This is a genomic window from Lysinibacillus sp. NPDC047702 (assembly GCF_050272555.1).
In the GTDB taxonomy this organism is placed as follows: Bacteria; Bacillota; Bacilli; order Bacillales_A; family Planococcaceae; genus Lysinibacillus.
The window spans coordinates 1-15,242 of the sequence record NZ_JBNNMG010000015.1 but is presented as its reverse complement, the minus strand read 5'-3'; the positions used below and the strand labels follow the sequence as shown (position 1 = coordinate 15,242).

Genomic DNA, 15,242 nt, shown 5'->3' with positions numbered 1-15,242 from the left:
AAAAAAGTAAGAGATCTTCTGAAACGTCGACAAAAATAATAAAAAGCCTTTTTCTCCACACGCAAAGAACTACCTTACGTAGGGATGAAAAAGACTTTCCATGGTACCACCCTTTTTTATAGCAAAAAACTTGCTACCTCGTGAATAAATGAAAGCATTTATGGACCAATGCGAAATCATCGCATCCAATACGGCGTCATAAAACATTTATTCATTAATAACGAGCACTTTCGATTATGCCCGGAGCTATCTAATGGCAACTGCGTTTAATAGCTCACTCCGAGGGGATGTCGGATCTAGTTGTATCGCCGGCTTCCAGCACGACCGGCTCTCTGGTAGATACAAGGCTCTAGAACCTTTAACCTCATCAACGTTTTAACATATCAAATTGTTAAATTTTCATCACGCCACCTGTAGAAGCGTTTGTTACTAATTTCGAATATCTTGCAAGCCAACCACGTTTAATTTTTGGTTCAAATACTGGTAGTTTTGCACGACGTTCAGCTAAAACTTCATCTGAAACTTCTAAATTAATTGTACGATTTGGTAGATCAATTGTGATGATATCACCGTTTTCAACTAATGCGATTGGACCACCTTCTGCTGCTTCTGGTGAAATATGTCCAATTGAAATACCGCGAGATGCACCTGAGAAACGTCCATCTGTAATTAATGCAACCTTTGTGCCAAGACCTCGACCTTGAATCGCAGATGTTGGTGCGAGCATTTCAGGCATCCCTGGGCCACCTTTAGGTCCTTCGTAGCGAATGACGACTACATGGCCCTCTTTCACTATTCCATTATCAATATTTTCTTGTGCCGCTTCCTGTGAATCAAAGACGATTGCTTCGCCTCTGAATACCTGAATAGAAGGGTCTACAGCTCCTACTTTAATAACAGAGCCTTCTGGTGCGATATTACCAAATAAAACTGATAAGCCACCGACTGGGCTATATGGATTGTCTTTTGTGCGGATAACTTGATCATTTGTGATGTGATAATCCTTTACAAGTTCTCCCATAGTTACACCAGCAACTGTTGGACGATCCGGATGAATAGCTCCCTGAATAGATACTAATTCATTAATAATGGCACTAACGCCACCTGCTTTATTAATATCATCCATTGAAAGATCTGAAGCTGGCATAATTTTTGCTAGATATGGAACACGTTCTGCCACTTTATTAATATCTTCAATGTTATAATCGATTTCAGCCTCATTAGCAATGGCTAACGTATGAAGGACTGTGTTTGTTGATCCACCCATCGCCATATCCAGTGCAAATGCATCATCAATTGCCTCTTTTGTAATAATGTCACGAGGCTTAACATCTTCTTTAATCATACGAACTAGCTGTTTAGCCGCCTCTTTTATAAGCAGATGGCGTTCTTCAGATGTAGCAACGATTGTACCATTACCTGGTAAAGCTACACCTAACATTTCCATTAAGCAGTTCATAGAGTTTGCTGTGAACATTCCTGAGCATGAGCCACATGTTGGACATGCGTTATTTTCAATATCTAATAGCTCTTCAGCTGACATTTTCCCTGATTTATGTGCCCCTACCCCTTCAAATACAGAAGTTAATGATAGTTGCTTGCCTGATGCAGAAGTACCAGCCTCCATTGGACCACCAGAAACGAAAATTGATGGTACGTTAGTACGAACTGCTGCCATTAGCATTCCCGGTGTAATTTTGTCACAGTTTGGAATGTAGAATACTCCATCAAACCAGTGTGCATTAATTACAGTTTCCGCAGAGTCTGCGATAATTTCACGGCTCGGTAAGGAATAACGCATACCAATATGCCCCATCGCAATTCCATCATCTACACCGATAGTATTAAACTCGAATGGAATTCCTCCTGCTTCAATAATGGCTTCTTTGACAACATCAGCAAATGTACGTAAATGAACGTGACCTGGTATAATGTCAATGTAAGAATTACAAACCCCAATAAATGGCTTGCCTAAATCTTTTGCTTTTACTTTGCCTGTTGCATATAAAAGGCTTCGATGCGGCGCACGATCTACGCCTACTTTTATCATGTCACTTCTCATTTTAAACGCCCCTCATTTATTGCTATGTTCGTTGCTATATACAAAATGTTCTGTCTATTTTGTTTTTGTCTATATGTTATCTGCCTGAAAGACAGCTAACTGCTATAACGAACGTGTTAAATTGTTGTTATCATAGTACGAAAAAAAGGTCTCGTCAACAGTATTTTTTGAATTGTTTAAACAATTTAAATTATTCGTCAAATTTGAAATCGTTTTCATGCTGATTAAGCATCACTTTTATCTCGTTTTGATAAATTTTTTGACATTTCGTTCAAATTTAAATTTTTCATAAATTATCTTCGTGCAGACTCCCTAATTCATTTAAAGATGAGTGGAAAACTACAGTATAAAACAATGTCTATAATGTAAATAATTTACTTAAATAACCAGTAAAAAACACATTATCTGGATCATACTGACGACGGATCACTAAAAACTTCTCGATATCTGGATATAGTTCGTACACATATTGAGCTGTTAAATGGTTTTGTTTTCCCCAATGTGGACGTCCCCTATATTTCTTCATCATCGTATGAACCCATTCAAAATAAGGTCCTTCAGGCATTCCTTTATACATATGAAAAGCAATAAAGGCTGATTCTTGTCCCTGTGTAGGACTTAAATAACCCGCTTCCCCCGCTGTAGTTCTACATTCTAATGGAAAATGAACATTAAAATGCCCCTTTTTGAAAGTTGCATGTATCTCCTCCATACAGGCTTCGAAATATATTAATGGAATAGCATATTCACTCTCTTGGAATCTTACGCTTCTTGGGGATGGATAAATTTCATAACTAATACCTGTTTTCTCCCCTTCTACAACATTTGCTGCAGCTATTTTACTCATAGCACCACTTAACGAAGGTTTCCATTTACAAAGCTCAGACATTGCAAAAAAAGCACCGTTTTCTACTATTTGAAGTTTCATTGTTTCAATTCTCTTGCTCCAATCACTCTGATAAACTGGGTCTACCACATTCATGCGTTTAACCTGTATGGTTTCACTTCCAGGAAAATAAAACCATTCCACATGACGATGCTGTCGAATATCCTCTGCAAAGTTTGTCAGTCCGTTTGTCAGCTTATCCCTTGTTCCTACATAATGTAAGCCATAAAGAGGTATTACTTTAATGGTCACCTTCACAAGCACACCAAGCATACCAAGTGATACATGTAAAGCTTCAGATAAATCATCCAAGCCTCTAGTATGCTCTAGATAAGTCCCAGTACCGTCAATAAACCCCCATTTTGTTACTGTTGAAGATAACGAGCCTAGTGTTACCCCTGTTCCATGTGTACCTGTTGACACAGCTCCTGCAATGGATTGCTCCTGAATATCTCCCATATTACTAAGAGCAAAGCCATGTTTTGCAAGCAAAGGTCCTATTTCATATAAATAGGTTCCAGCCCATAGAGTTGCCTCTTGCTTTTCCTCATTTACAGCTATAAGCCCACGCATATTATGTAAAGAAAGTGCGATATGCTCAGGCATAGCTACAGCACTAAAGGAGTGAGCCGCACCTGTGACACGAATTGTTTTTCCCGATTCACGTGCTTGCTTCACTATATTGACTACATCCTCAATCGATTGGGGCAAATACATCTCGCCTGGATAAGAGATTACATTGCCAGCCCAATTTGTCCATTTTTCACCATTTTTCCATTTCTCTATAGAAAACATTGTCCATCCCCCCTATAAGTATTATAAGCCCCTGTATATTTGTCCCCCCGTATACCATACAGCTTTTGAAACCGTTCACAAAGCTCTCCTGCCTTTGCATGTCGAAAATACAATGTATCACCTACTCTAATTTTTTTATGCTTTACCTTAATCGGTGACTGAACTTCCCCTGCTCCTTCTAAGCTAAGATATGAATAAAAGGCAGGCTCGTAGAATACCGGTAAACGATCAACACCGATTGCTCCAGAGGCAGTGTATCCTCCTCCATGACAAACAACAATATTTTCTTCTGGCTTCCTCGTTACTCTTAAAGCAAATCCAGCTGCCTTTTCAAGTTGTAAATGTGTGAACTGATCAAACAGTGCTGGTGCATAAAATGCTGAGCCCACTGTTATTTCCGTTACTTCTCTCTGCTGAGCAGTATACGCCATACTTCCTGAACCGCCACCATTGATAAAGCGCACTTTAGGAAAATACGCCTTTATATGAGCAATGGCTAATCGGCGGAACTGAGTAACTTGTTTTTTAGCTTGTTGCTGCATAGCGTCTATTATTCTTCCTTTTATAGCATTTGCAGGGCGATTGCCCACTCCAGCAATTTGTGCCTCATAGCCCATAGCCCCCACTATCTCGATATATGGCTGTTGTTCTATAAATTTCAAAAACGGTGTTAATGACTCTAATGAATAAAGTGAAGAACGTTTTGTACCGAAATAAAGAAATTTAAAATCATTGGACACATTAATATCTATACATACCTGCACACGAACGCCAAGCTCTTGTCCTAGCCCAGCTAAAAATGTCACATGCTCCTGCTTATCCACCATAAAAGTGACCGTTTTTCCTGCTTTTACGAAGTGTAATAACTGTCGTACTGAGTCTTCTTCCATTACTGGATAGCCAAGTAATACATCGTCAAAATGCTGCTGCAATAAGAAAAGAGTCTCAGCAGCTGTAAACGTCATATATCCAATACTATTTGGAAGGTTATCATGTATATAACGTAGTATCTCTACAGAGCGAATCGATTTTGTAGCAATTCGGATATTTTTTTCTCCGCAATCATTGCGAACAGTTGCAATATTTTTATCTAAAGCATCAAAATCTATCCAAGCAAATGGCCGCTCTATTTCTTGAAAAGCTTGGTCAAATCTTGTTGTCATCCAATCACTCCTTTACATGTACTATGTATTTGTTAATTGTCTAAAAAATTCCTTTTCATATCACGATTTCAAAAGTTTTTCATATAATAGTTCAAGACAACAAAAAACAACCGTGGACATATCATCAGAATAGCCATCACGGTTGCTTTAGTTTTCGACAAGCATTAAACTCACCTTTCTATATTATTATTATTAGCTTAAGAGGCGAAAATAAAATCTGCTGCTATATTTAGCATCACAACTAAATGTAAACCTGCAATAAGTAAACCTTGTCGATTTAAACGCTTCATAATTGTCATATCCATAAATAACACTCTCCTTTTTTCATATTATACTCACTCGAAAACCAATTTTCAAACTATTCTTAATATTAAAATATAATCATTTTTCTGACAATCAGGCCCAAATATGGCATGATAAAAGTGAAATTATACCTATTAGGAGAGTGGAAAAATTGAAAAAAGCGTTATTAGTTATCGATTATACGTATGATTTTGTAGCCTCTGACGGAAAACTAACATGTGGTGAACCCGGTCAAGCATTAGACGAAAAAATAGCTTCCTTAATTGAACAATTTATTGCTGATCAAGAATTCGTTGTTTTTGCCAATGATTTACATGAGGAAAATGATAGCTTTCATCCTGAAACAAAGCTATTTCCTCCACACAATATTCGTGGCACAAAGGGACGCCATTTATATGGGCAAACAGGCGAAATGTATAATCTTTACAAAGATAAGGTATTATGGCTTGATAAAACACGTTATAGTGCATTTGCAGGCACCAATTTATCCATATTATTGAAAGAACGTGGCATCGAAGAAATTCATTTAGTTGGTGTATGTACGGATATTTGCGTATTACATACAGCTGTCGATGCTTATAATTTGGGTATTTCCACAGTTGTTTATGCACGTGGTGTTGCAAGTTTTGATACTGCAGGTCATGAATGGGCATTACGTCATTTTGAACATACATTAGGTGCAACAGTAATTCAAAAATAAAAGCCATATCATGGATTTGTAATAAAAACCATAGAAGCTAGGTGCGTTTAATATGCCCTTTTCAGGGTATAACTAAGTAATCGCCATTATATCTTAATTTTAAGGAGATGAAGAAAATGATTAGCTTCATTTGGTATTTAATCATCGGCGGTATTTTAGGTTGGTTAGCTGGCGTCATTTTAGGTAAAGATGTACCTGGCGGCATCATTGGAAATATCGTTGCGGGGATTGTCGGTTCATGGGTTGGTAGTATGGTTCTGGGCAACTGGGGTTGGAGAGTTAGTGATTTTTACGTATTCCCAGCATTAATTGGTGCGATTGTGCTTATCTTCATCGTAAGCATTATTTTAAAGAGTATGCGTAAAGCAACCTAAATATGTTGGAAAGAGCCATCAATTTTGGTGGCTCTTTACTTTTTGTCATTTAACAGCATTGCTTGTTTCAACTCATCATGATAATCATTATATAAATTGAAATAATGTAACACCTTTTCAACGTATTCATCACTATGATTGTACTGAAAAACAGCCTGTTTTATATCTCCATCTGCTGCACCGTATTTTGATAAATAGTTTGCCGCACTATAAATAGCATCCTCAATATCATATGGATCAGCAATTCCATCACCATTAGCATCAATACCATATCCACCGTATTTCTTTATGGCTTCTGGACTCATTAGTTCTGTTTTTGAAATATTTCCTTTCCCTAAGCCTGAACAGGAAGGATGTTTCCAGCCCACGAATGTACAAGGCATAAATTGCATGTGACCTTCAGCCCCTGCTGGTGAAACAAGGGATTTCATGGAGGAAAAGCGAGTTTCAATTCGATGATGGGCTGCTAGTAAAGTCCATGGCACACCATATCGCTCCTCTGCTGCTACATAAATTGGAATAAATTGTTCAGGAATTTTCATATCAAAATTTTGTTGAATTTCTTCTATTGCCCGTTGTTGAGCAATTTTCTCGAATATCGGTAGTGTTTGAAGCTCCTTCCAAGCAAAAAAAGCAAGGACAAAAATGGTTATTGCTATTGGTACTAATAGTGCTATCATTCCCAATTGAACGGATGTTGATAATGGTTTTTTCTTCATGTTTTTCGTCATAATTCACACCTAATTAATTTTTCTCTTTCTATATTACCAAATTTGTCGTTTTTTGTAGTAGGTTTTTCAAATATATAATTTCCACTATTTTAACAGTTGAAAAGATCGGGATAAATATAGTAAAATATATTTTGATTATTTTGTATGGATAATTATAGGAGGAATTTATTTTGTGGAAAGACTTTAAAGAGTTTGCTATGAAAGGCAATATTGTCGATCTTGCTGTAGCAGTAGTAATTGGTGGTGCTTTCGGTAAAATTGTTACCTCCTTAGTTGCAAATATTATTATGCCATTAGTCGGAATTTTAACTGGTGGTATCGATCTAACAGAAAGCTTTGTTTATGGCTCTGGAGATGCCTCTGTTAAATTGGGTGAGTTTTTACAGTCGATTATTGACTTTTTAATAATTGCCTTCGCAATTTTTATGGCATTAAGAATTATGACCAAGTTTTCTCGTAAAAAAGAAGAAGCAATTGTGGAAGAACCAGCACCTGAATTAGATGCGAAGGAAGAGCTGTTGAAGGAAATTCGAGATTTATTAAAAAAAGAACAAGCATAATATTTCTAAAAGAATCTGTCGCATTTCCTATTAGGAAGCAGGCAGATTCTTTTATTTTTAAAACAATAATTAAGGAAGCTTTTTGAGTAAGTGTCATGAATTAAAGAAATATAATCCCTTGCCTAACTAGCCATAAGGGCACATTTTTTAGCATTCCCTGTTCCACCTATTATTCCCGGGTACTCCTCCTTCTATCATCTCCTACTATTCCTAGGCGATTTACCTTAAATAATCTAGCTAATTTTCTGAAATCATCTTGTTCTTCTTTACTATACATGTTAAATTGGTAACAATTATTGAGAATATGGATAAAGAGAAAATTTGACTCTTTCCATGACTATGATGAAGAAAAGAGTGACGATATGACAATCAACAGAAGTATTGAAACAAAACTTGTACAGCTTGGCAATTTAAGTGATCCAGGAACAGGCGCTGTCAGCCCACCGATCCATCTATCAACAGCGTACAAGCATACAGGGATTGGAGAATCCACTGGTTTTGACTATACACGTACAAAAAATCCTACCCGTACCTTACTAGAGGAAGGAATTGCAGATTTAGAGGGTGGGGACGTGGGCTTTGCCTGTAGCTCAGGTATGGCAGCCATTCAGCTAATTCTATCATTATTTAAGCCTGGTGATGAATTAGTCGTGCCTGATGATTTATATGGAGGTACATATCGACTTTTTAATTTCTTCGAAGAGACATATAATATTAAGCCTATTTACTCAAAATTTGAAACCGTTGAACAGGTTGAAGCTTTAATCAATGACAATACGCGTGCCCTTTTTATTGAAACTCCGACAAACCCACTTATGCAGGAATTTGATTTGCAAACATACGCGGAATTAGCCCACAAGCATGGTGCATGGTTAATTGTTGATAACACATTCTATACGCCATATTTCCAACGCCCAATCGAATTAGGTGCAGATATTGTTATTCATTCGGCTACTAAGTATATTGGTGGTCATAATGATGTCTTAGCAGGTTTAGTTGTCGCAAAAGGCGCTGAACTAGCAGAACGTATTGCCTTTCTTCATAATGGCAGCGGAATGGTATTAGGAGCAATGGATGCTTGGTTACTTATTCGCGGCTTAAAAACAATGCATCTTCGTCTAAAGCAGCATGATGCAAATGCTAAAGCTATTGCAGCCTATTTAGAGGAGGAAGAGCTTGTAACAGACGTATTATATACTGGAAAAGGTGGTATGCTGTCCTTCCGTTTACAGGAGGCTGACTGGATTGATCCATTCCTTCGTAACTTAAAATTAATTACGTTCGCTGAGAGCCTTGGCGGTGTTGAAAGCTTTATTACGTATCCTGCTACTCAAACACATGCAGATATGCCATATGAGGAACGTATTGAACGTGGCGTATGTGATCGATTACTACGCTTCTCAGTTGGAATTGAAGAGGCTGATGATTTAATTGCTGACTTAAAACAAGTATTCGATATCCTTAGAAAAGAGGCATAGATATGAAGCAACGTATTGAAACAAGCCTAATTCACGCAGGTGTTCGTGACGGCTACGCTAATAAAAAAGGTGCAGTCAATGTGCCTATGTATTTATCATCGACGTTTCATCAGGAGAGTATTGATGAGTTTGGTGAATATGATTATGCTCGTTCAGGAAACCCTACAAGAGATGCATTAGAAAAAGCAGTTGCAGAACTTGAAGGCGGAGTACGTGCACATGCATTTTCTTCTGGGATTGCCGCTGTGTCAGCGGCCTTGATGCTATTATCTCAGGGTGATCATATTGTGATGACTGAAGATGTTTATGGCGGAACATACCGTTTTGTTACAAAAGTATTACCTCGTTTTGGCATCACGCATACTTTTGTTGATTTCACAGATTTAGCAGCAGTTGAAGCGGCTATCACACCTACAACTAAATTGCTATATATGGAAACACCATCGAATCCAACTCTTGGCATTACAGATATTCGAGGTGTAGTTACCTTAGCCAAACAGCATAATTGTTTAACATTTTTAGACAATACATTTATGACACCTTTACACCAACGCCCACTTGAACTAGGTGTTGATGTTGTCATCCATAGTGCTACAAAGTTTTTATCTGGACACTCTGATATTATTGCAGGATTGACTGTTACAGCCGATGAAAAGCTAGGACAAGACCTTTACTTTATCCAAAATTCATTTGGCAATATTCTAGGTATACAGGATTCCTTTACATTATTGCAAAATATAAAGACAACTGATGTACGCTTTAGTCGCTCAGCTGAATCTGCACAAAAAATTGCAGAATTTTTATCTGCGAACTCTCTTGTGGAGCAAGTATATTACCCTGGGCTTGAATCCCATCCCGGCTATGATATTCATCGTAGTCAGTGCACAAGCGCAGGCGCCGTTCTATCTTTCCGCCTGCCAAGCTACAAAGCAGCAAAAGCTCTTGTAGAAGCAATGAAAATTCCTGTTTTCGCTGTTTCTCTTGGTGGTGTTGAATCAATTTTATCCTATCCTGCTAAAATGAGTCATGCAGCGATGGAGCCAGAGGAACGTGCAAAACGTGGTATTACTGATGGACTATTACGCTTCTCAGTAGGACTAGAGCATGTTGACGATCTGATTGCTGATTTCGCTCAAGCATTAGAAATTGCCGAAAAGGCTTAAAAACTAGCAAACAGAACAACCGCGTCTCTATAACTAGAAACGCGGTTGTTTTATTTGCTTCACTCAATAAAGCCCTTATCTTTTGCCATAGCAACTGCTTCCGCTCGGGATTCCACATTCAAGCGTGCAAAAATCTTAGTTAAATAATTTTCTACTGTTCTTTGTGTAAGTGATTGCTCGATGGCAATCGCTTTATTTGTATATCCCTTTGCCACTAATTCAAGAATGGCAAGTTCCTTCTCCGTTAAAGCTGTTTGAGAATTGATTGTTGAATGCTTAAATTTTTGATTTATATAATCGACAAAATCATTAGATATAACAAGATCATCTCTTAAAACTCCACGAATAGTATGAATCACCTGATCCTTCATAACAGCTTTAGATAATAAACCATCAATCTCTTTTGATAAAATTAAATCATAATAATCCTGTAAATCATAACCTGTATATAGTATTATACGTGCATTAGGGCAAAGATTTTTTATCATCTTCGCTAATTCAATTCCATTAACAGGCTGCATGTTGATATCCACTAAAAATACATCAAAGTTATTTTCATTCATCAACTGTAAAGCATTCGTTGAATCATAAGCAACTCCAATCTCAAAATCTTCAACATTCTGTAGCAACGCTTTTGTCCCTTCCAATACAACTGGATGATCATCTACTAATAAAATTTGTATCATTGAAACCCTCTCCTAATGGTATTTTTACATGAATTTTCATACCTTTATTTATTTCAGACAAAATAGTAAAGGTTCCATTAAAAGCATGTACTCGCTCCATCATTCCTCTCAGCCCCATCGAATTACTTGTTTGATGTACTTGTACATCTTTACATCCAATTCCATTGTCTTCATATAGCAACTGAACAATACTATCTTCCTGATAAAGTTTAATTGTCACGCTAGTAGCATCTGAATGCTTAATGGCATTGTTAAAAAGTTCTTGCATTAAACGATAAATAACTAAATTTAGTACTTCATCTTCTATAAGCAAACGCTCTATCTCAGTAATTAACATAAAATTAGCACGCATTTTAATCTTTTTTATTAATTTATCTAGTGCTACATCTAATCCCCTTGTCGTTAGTAACGGTGGATTTAGATTTTCACAGTAGGCCCTTAATTCATGGGAAGCATCCAATAATTGCTCACGTATTCTTTCAATTTGCTGGATAGAAATAGCACTGTCATTTATTTGAGAACCTATTTCTCTTACAAGATGTAATTGTTCTTGTAATACCGTATCATGTAATTCTTGTGCCAATTGCTTTTTTTCCTTCTCAAACATGCTCCACAATAATTTATCAATCCAAGTGCCCCTGTAAGATTTAGCATTTTTCAAACTTTCTATTTCTGACAGCAACTCTTCAATAATACGCATATTCTCAACAAAGTTATTTACATATAACGTTAATAACTCCACCCACAATAGTTCTTCCTTTGTTAGGTTCAAGCGTTTGTTTTTAGTTGAAAAGCGAAGTATATATTTCTCTATTGAATTTTTATTGAGTAGAGTAAAATAATCTGACTTAATTTTCTTCATCTCACCTAATGACAAATGATTAAATTGCTTATGTGAATTCTCATCGTTTATCACCATAATCTCCACATCCTGGATAGCTAATTTTAAAGATAATTCATTTTTCAAGCGATGAAAGAGATCCGTTCTATTACTTGCTAAACCGATCCGATTGACAGATCCATATAACTGATGAATATAGTTTTTCTTTGTTGTAAAAATAACTTTTCTTTCTTTGAAATCAATCATTTCTTTACAATATAAAAAAAGTAACTGACCAAAAAACAACAATAAACAAACTTGCATATAATTTTGCATAGTACCTTCTGATACTAAAAAAATGGCTGTTGTAAAAATAACGGCAGAAATAAATGAAAACAGTGAATAATAACGTAAGCGGTTAATATAGTAATTTAAATTTTCCAGACGATCTGTTAAAGCCATGAACATAAGGCCAAAGGGAATGAATAATATTCCCATCATTGCAATATCATCTGTTGCTAGATGTCGCTTTAGGAATAAGAATGGCATAATGTATAATGTGATAAATAACAGAATTGGTGAAAGGATGATGTACAGCAAAAATTTTAACTTTTTCAAGCGATATGTAAAGTACCCCTTTATCAATAAATAAAGGATAATGCTGCCTAGTATACAAATAAACGAGGCAAATATGATATAGCGTATATTGATAAATGAACGATTAAACATCACTATCGAATCACAAATCATCATAACTACCACTAGGATATATAAATGATGATGGTTTTTAAAATACGGCCATGCCATTTTCTCTTTCGAAAAATAAGCCTTTAAATAATAGATAGCAGTGATACATGTCAGCAATGAAAAGATCCCATTCATCATGAGCCCAATATAATTTAATCTATTAGCAACGCCCAAACTTACATAGGCCATCGCAAGACAAAGCATTAATAAGATTAATTGAAATGTTGTTTGCTCGTGCCCTTTCCGTTTATATAAATAAAGAGCTAATATAAAAACGATTCCTGCATAACAAGCAGGGATAATTAATTGAATAAACAATTGTTTAGGTAAATCCAAATGATTCACTTTTACATCTACGATATCTCCTGCCTGCTTCAGAAGCGTTAACTTCCGTGCAGCCCTAATCCCCTGATCCTGTATGTAAATTTTATTGTCATCTATAGCTGTATCATTTACATTTAAAACCATGTCCCCAATGGAAATTTTCTTTTCTTTAGCCCAGTCCTCATAATAAATATCCTTTATCACCCAATTCCCATGTTCATTATCCAACTTTAAGGCAATGAATGGTTCTTGATAAATGAACCATAAAAGTATCATCTCTATTACGATATACAAAGAGATAAGGAATCGAAACAAGCATTTATTGATAGTTAATCCCCCTTTTACTAGTCTAGCGCTATTAACTTACTTAAAATCCACAGAAATTACAAGCTTATACAAAAATTTTTCGGAAAACCACCATTCGTTATTGCGGTTTACCACTAGCCATTTTTCGGAACTAGTGGATTGTGTGGAGAATACTTCACATGCTAGCCTTGAACTATCCACTCACAAGAAAGGAGAAAATGGATGTCAAAAAAAACATCATACTTCATCATTGTTGCGCTAGTAATTATTGCATGTGCAATTTTTTTAAAGGCACAAACAAATATACGGGTAGGTTTTGGGGTTAAAGACGAGATAGTTCTCAAAAATGGTGACTATAGGGAATTAAACTTAACAGGACAATTTGCTGTTATTGCTGTCTCAGGAGAAGGTCGAATCGATATTTTAAGAGACAAGGAAAAAATTGAAATTAGCTCACTAACTACTATACTCTACAATGATGTGAAGTTAAGGGCACCACAAGTATTAAATCAGGTGTTATTTGAAGAAGGTAAAAAAATCAACCTAATAGAGACAGATCGTATCATCGTTGATGGTACAGAGGAATTTGAAGTGAAATTAATTCAACGCTAAGGAGAGGGACGTCATTGATTGAGCTAAAAAATATTAACAAAGTATTTGGTGAAAAAAAGGTACTTACTAACATTGACTTATCTATTCGCGAAGGTGAATTTATCGGATTAATAGGTGCAAACAGTGCAGGAAAAAGTACACTTATGAAAATACTTGTAGGATTATTGCCAATTTATTCAGGTGATTTTTATTTACAAAATCAAAAAATAACTAAGAAAAATTATATGAACGTTCTTCTACATACAAAGGCTTTAATAGAAACACCACAGTTTTTCCCACATTTAACGGGGTACGAAAATATTAAATATTTTACAAAATTAGATGGTACCTTTTCAAAGCATACAGTTCTTGATGCATTGGATTTCGTCAATTTATATGATGCAAAGGATCAATTGTTTCGACAGTATTCATTAGGAATGAAGCAGCGACTTGGTATTGCTAGAATTTTTGCGTCAGAATGTAATTTTATCATTTTAGATGAACCTTTTAATGGATTGGACCCATTAGCAAAAGAAGAAATAAAGAATATTTTAAAGAAATTACATCAAGAAGGTAAAACTATACTTGTCTCAAGCCATTTATTAGATGAGCTAGAAACTCTATCAACAAGAATTATTTACCTAGAACAAGGCGCAATACTTCACGATATTGAGTGGCATCAACAACAAACATCCACTTTTGAAATTTTAGTGGATCTTGTAAATTCACAGCATTTCCAACCTGGTCAATTTAAGGCAACAATCGAGAACCATATCATTACTATCACTATTGAACGGCAACAGCTTCCAACTTTTTTGCAGTACTTAAATGTACAAAATATTACTTTTTATGAGGTGGTTAATTGTACGAAAAATTTAATGAAATATTTCGCTCAAGGGAGAGAATAACAGTGTTAGTAAAATTAATACAATCAGAATGGGTAAAATATCAGCGTAATCTATATTTTTATATGTATTTTCTACTCCTATTGTTACTACCCTTTCTGCTTCGTATCCTTAACATACAAACATTTGATGAAACACTAACTATGATAATCATTACATTAACCATCACTGTCGTAGCAGCAACTGAAATACCTCGCTATTGCGAGACAGGAATAATTCGAACAATTACGTTAAGTAATATTAGTAGACGTTCCTTTTATTTCAGTCGCTTCATAAAGTATATCTTGTTTTACATCCTATCATTTGTAGTTGGATTTACGTCCTTAGCAATCGCTTTTTCAAATACAATAACTTTTACAAATTGCATTAAAATATTTTTCATTTATTTAGTCATTAATTTTTTTTATGTAACTTTTTCACAATTTCTCAGCTTATTACTCTAAATGAGCATTTTTAAATACAAAAATTACCATACGCGAATCAATGACAGGTACCCTAAGCTACTTGTAACTCATTTTTGATTTGTTCAAGTGGCGTGCCATCTGTTGTTGCAGCGTAGACAAACTCTATAATACTCTCGAATTTTTTCGTTCTGGCGATATGTATGGCATAGGTAAATGGTGTGTCGTACAAATAACCAAGAAATAG

General features: G+C 35.8%; 13 protein-coding genes. 7 read left to right on the top strand and 6 right to left on the bottom strand.

The genetic code is table 11. From position 1 onward, the window contains the following. Positions 1-391: 391 nt before the first annotated feature. From ilvD to ACQKIM_RS09875, 3 genes are all read right to left on the bottom strand, one after another. A complete protein-coding gene (gene ilvD, locus ACQKIM_RS09885; protein ID WP_427542713.1) occupies positions 392-2,062 on the bottom strand; it encodes a dihydroxy-acid dehydratase in 1,671 nt (556 codons plus the stop codon). A gap of 358 nt (positions 2,063-2,420) precedes the next feature. Continuing rightward, a complete protein-coding gene (locus ACQKIM_RS09880) occupies positions 2,421-3,743 on the bottom strand; it encodes a D-arabinono-1,4-lactone oxidase (RefSeq protein WP_427542710.1) in 1,323 nt (440 codons plus the stop codon). Further along, entirely contained in the window at positions 3,731-4,906 is a 1,176-nt protein-coding gene (locus ACQKIM_RS09875; protein WP_427542707.1) for an amino acid deaminase/aldolase, read from the bottom strand. Before ACQKIM_RS09875 ends, ACQKIM_RS09880 begins: the two co-directional genes overlap by 13 nt. A gap of 454 nt (positions 4,907-5,360) precedes the next feature. On the opposite strand from ACQKIM_RS09875, the gene ACQKIM_RS09870 reads away from it, so the two are divergent. Next, positions 5,361-5,909: a cysteine hydrolase family protein gene (locus tag ACQKIM_RS09870; protein ID WP_427542704.1), complete on the top strand. Its 549-nt coding sequence runs from the start codon at positions 5,361-5,363 to the stop codon at positions 5,907-5,909. Between the two features lie 116 nt (positions 5,910-6,025). Then, entirely contained in the window at positions 6,026-6,283 is a 258-nt protein-coding gene (locus ACQKIM_RS09865) for a GlsB/YeaQ/YmgE family stress response membrane protein (protein ID WP_054771849.1), read from the top strand. A 35-nt stretch (positions 6,284-6,318) separates the two neighbouring features. Here ACQKIM_RS09865 and ACQKIM_RS09860 read toward each other — a convergent pair whose 3' ends face one another. Next, on the bottom strand, positions 6,319-7,014 hold the full coding sequence (locus ACQKIM_RS09860; protein WP_427542701.1) for a lytic transglycosylase domain-containing protein: 696 nt from the start codon (positions 7,012-7,014) through the stop codon (positions 6,319-6,321). Positions 7,015-7,184: 170 nt separating this feature from the next. Here ACQKIM_RS09860 and mscL point away from each other — a divergent pair, with 170 nt between their 5' ends. From mscL to ACQKIM_RS09845, 3 genes are all read left to right on the top strand, one after another. Continuing rightward, a complete protein-coding gene (gene mscL, locus ACQKIM_RS09855) occupies positions 7,185-7,574 on the top strand; it encodes a large conductance mechanosensitive channel protein MscL (protein ID WP_427542698.1) in 390 nt (129 codons plus the stop codon). A 362-nt stretch (positions 7,575-7,936) separates the two neighbouring features. Then, the gene (locus ACQKIM_RS09850; RefSeq protein ID WP_427542695.1) at positions 7,937-9,052 is read left to right on the top strand and encodes a methionine biosynthesis PLP-dependent protein; all 1,116 of its coding nucleotides are present in this window, start codon (positions 7,937-7,939) and stop codon (positions 9,050-9,052) included. A 2-nt stretch (positions 9,053-9,054) separates the two neighbouring features. Beyond that, a complete protein-coding gene (locus ACQKIM_RS09845; protein WP_427542692.1) occupies positions 9,055-10,215 on the top strand; it encodes an aminotransferase class I/II-fold pyridoxal phosphate-dependent enzyme in 1,161 nt (386 codons plus the stop codon). Positions 10,216-10,274: 59 nt separating this feature from the next. On the opposite strand, the gene ACQKIM_RS09840 is transcribed toward ACQKIM_RS09845, so the two are convergent. Both ACQKIM_RS09840 and ACQKIM_RS09835 read right to left on the bottom strand, forming a co-directional pair. Beyond that, complete coding sequence (locus ACQKIM_RS09840; protein WP_427542689.1) at positions 10,275-10,901, bottom strand: response regulator; 627 nt, start codon at positions 10,899-10,901, stop codon at positions 10,275-10,277. Continuing rightward, complete coding sequence (locus tag ACQKIM_RS09835) at positions 10,876-12,996, bottom strand: ATP-binding protein (protein ID WP_427542686.1); 2,121 nt, start codon at positions 12,994-12,996, stop codon at positions 10,876-10,878. Before ACQKIM_RS09835 ends, ACQKIM_RS09840 begins: the two co-directional genes overlap by 26 nt. A 324-nt stretch (positions 12,997-13,320) precedes the next feature. Between ACQKIM_RS09835 and ACQKIM_RS09830 the strand changes: the two genes are divergently transcribed. Further along, positions 13,321-13,710 (top strand): hypothetical protein, encoded by a 390-nt coding sequence (locus ACQKIM_RS09830; protein WP_427542683.1) that lies wholly within the window; start codon positions 13,321-13,323, stop codon positions 13,708-13,710. 14 nt (positions 13,711-13,724) lie between these two features. Beyond that, a complete protein-coding gene (locus ACQKIM_RS09825; protein ID WP_427542680.1) occupies positions 13,725-14,597 on the top strand; it encodes an ABC transporter ATP-binding protein in 873 nt (290 codons plus the stop codon). The last annotated feature ends 645 nt before the right edge of the window (positions 14,598-15,242 follow it).

What these genes read in the sequence shown, in the direction of transcription:
- ACQKIM_RS09860 (WP_427542701.1), bottom strand. Translation starts at nt 7,014, where the DNA reads ATGACGAAAAACATGAAGAAAAAACCATTATCAACATCCGTTCAATTG.
- ACQKIM_RS09875 (WP_427542707.1), bottom strand. Translation starts at nt 4,906, where the DNA reads ATGACAACAAGATTTGACCAAGCTTTTCAAGAAATAGAGCGGCCATTT.
- ilvD (WP_427542713.1), bottom strand. Translation starts at nt 2,062, where the DNA reads ATGAGAAGTGACATGATAAAAGTAGGCGTAGATCGTGCGCCGCATCGA.
- ACQKIM_RS09865 (WP_054771849.1), top strand. Translation starts at nt 6,026, where the DNA reads ATGATTAGCTTCATTTGGTATTTAATCATCGGCGGTATTTTAGGTTGG.
- ACQKIM_RS09840 (WP_427542689.1), bottom strand. Translation starts at nt 10,901, where the DNA reads ATGATACAAATTTTATTAGTAGATGATCATCCAGTTGTATTGGAAGGG.
- ACQKIM_RS09845 (WP_427542692.1), top strand. Translation starts at nt 9,055, where the DNA reads ATGAAGCAACGTATTGAAACAAGCCTAATTCACGCAGGTGTTCGTGAC.
- ACQKIM_RS09850 (WP_427542695.1), top strand. Translation starts at nt 7,937, where the DNA reads ATGACAATCAACAGAAGTATTGAAACAAAACTTGTACAGCTTGGCAAT.
- ACQKIM_RS09830 (WP_427542683.1), top strand. Translation starts at nt 13,321, where the DNA reads ATGTCAAAAAAAACATCATACTTCATCATTGTTGCGCTAGTAATTATT.
- ACQKIM_RS09880 (WP_427542710.1), bottom strand. Translation starts at nt 3,743, where the DNA reads ATGTTTTCTATAGAGAAATGGAAAAATGGTGAAAAATGGACAAATTGG.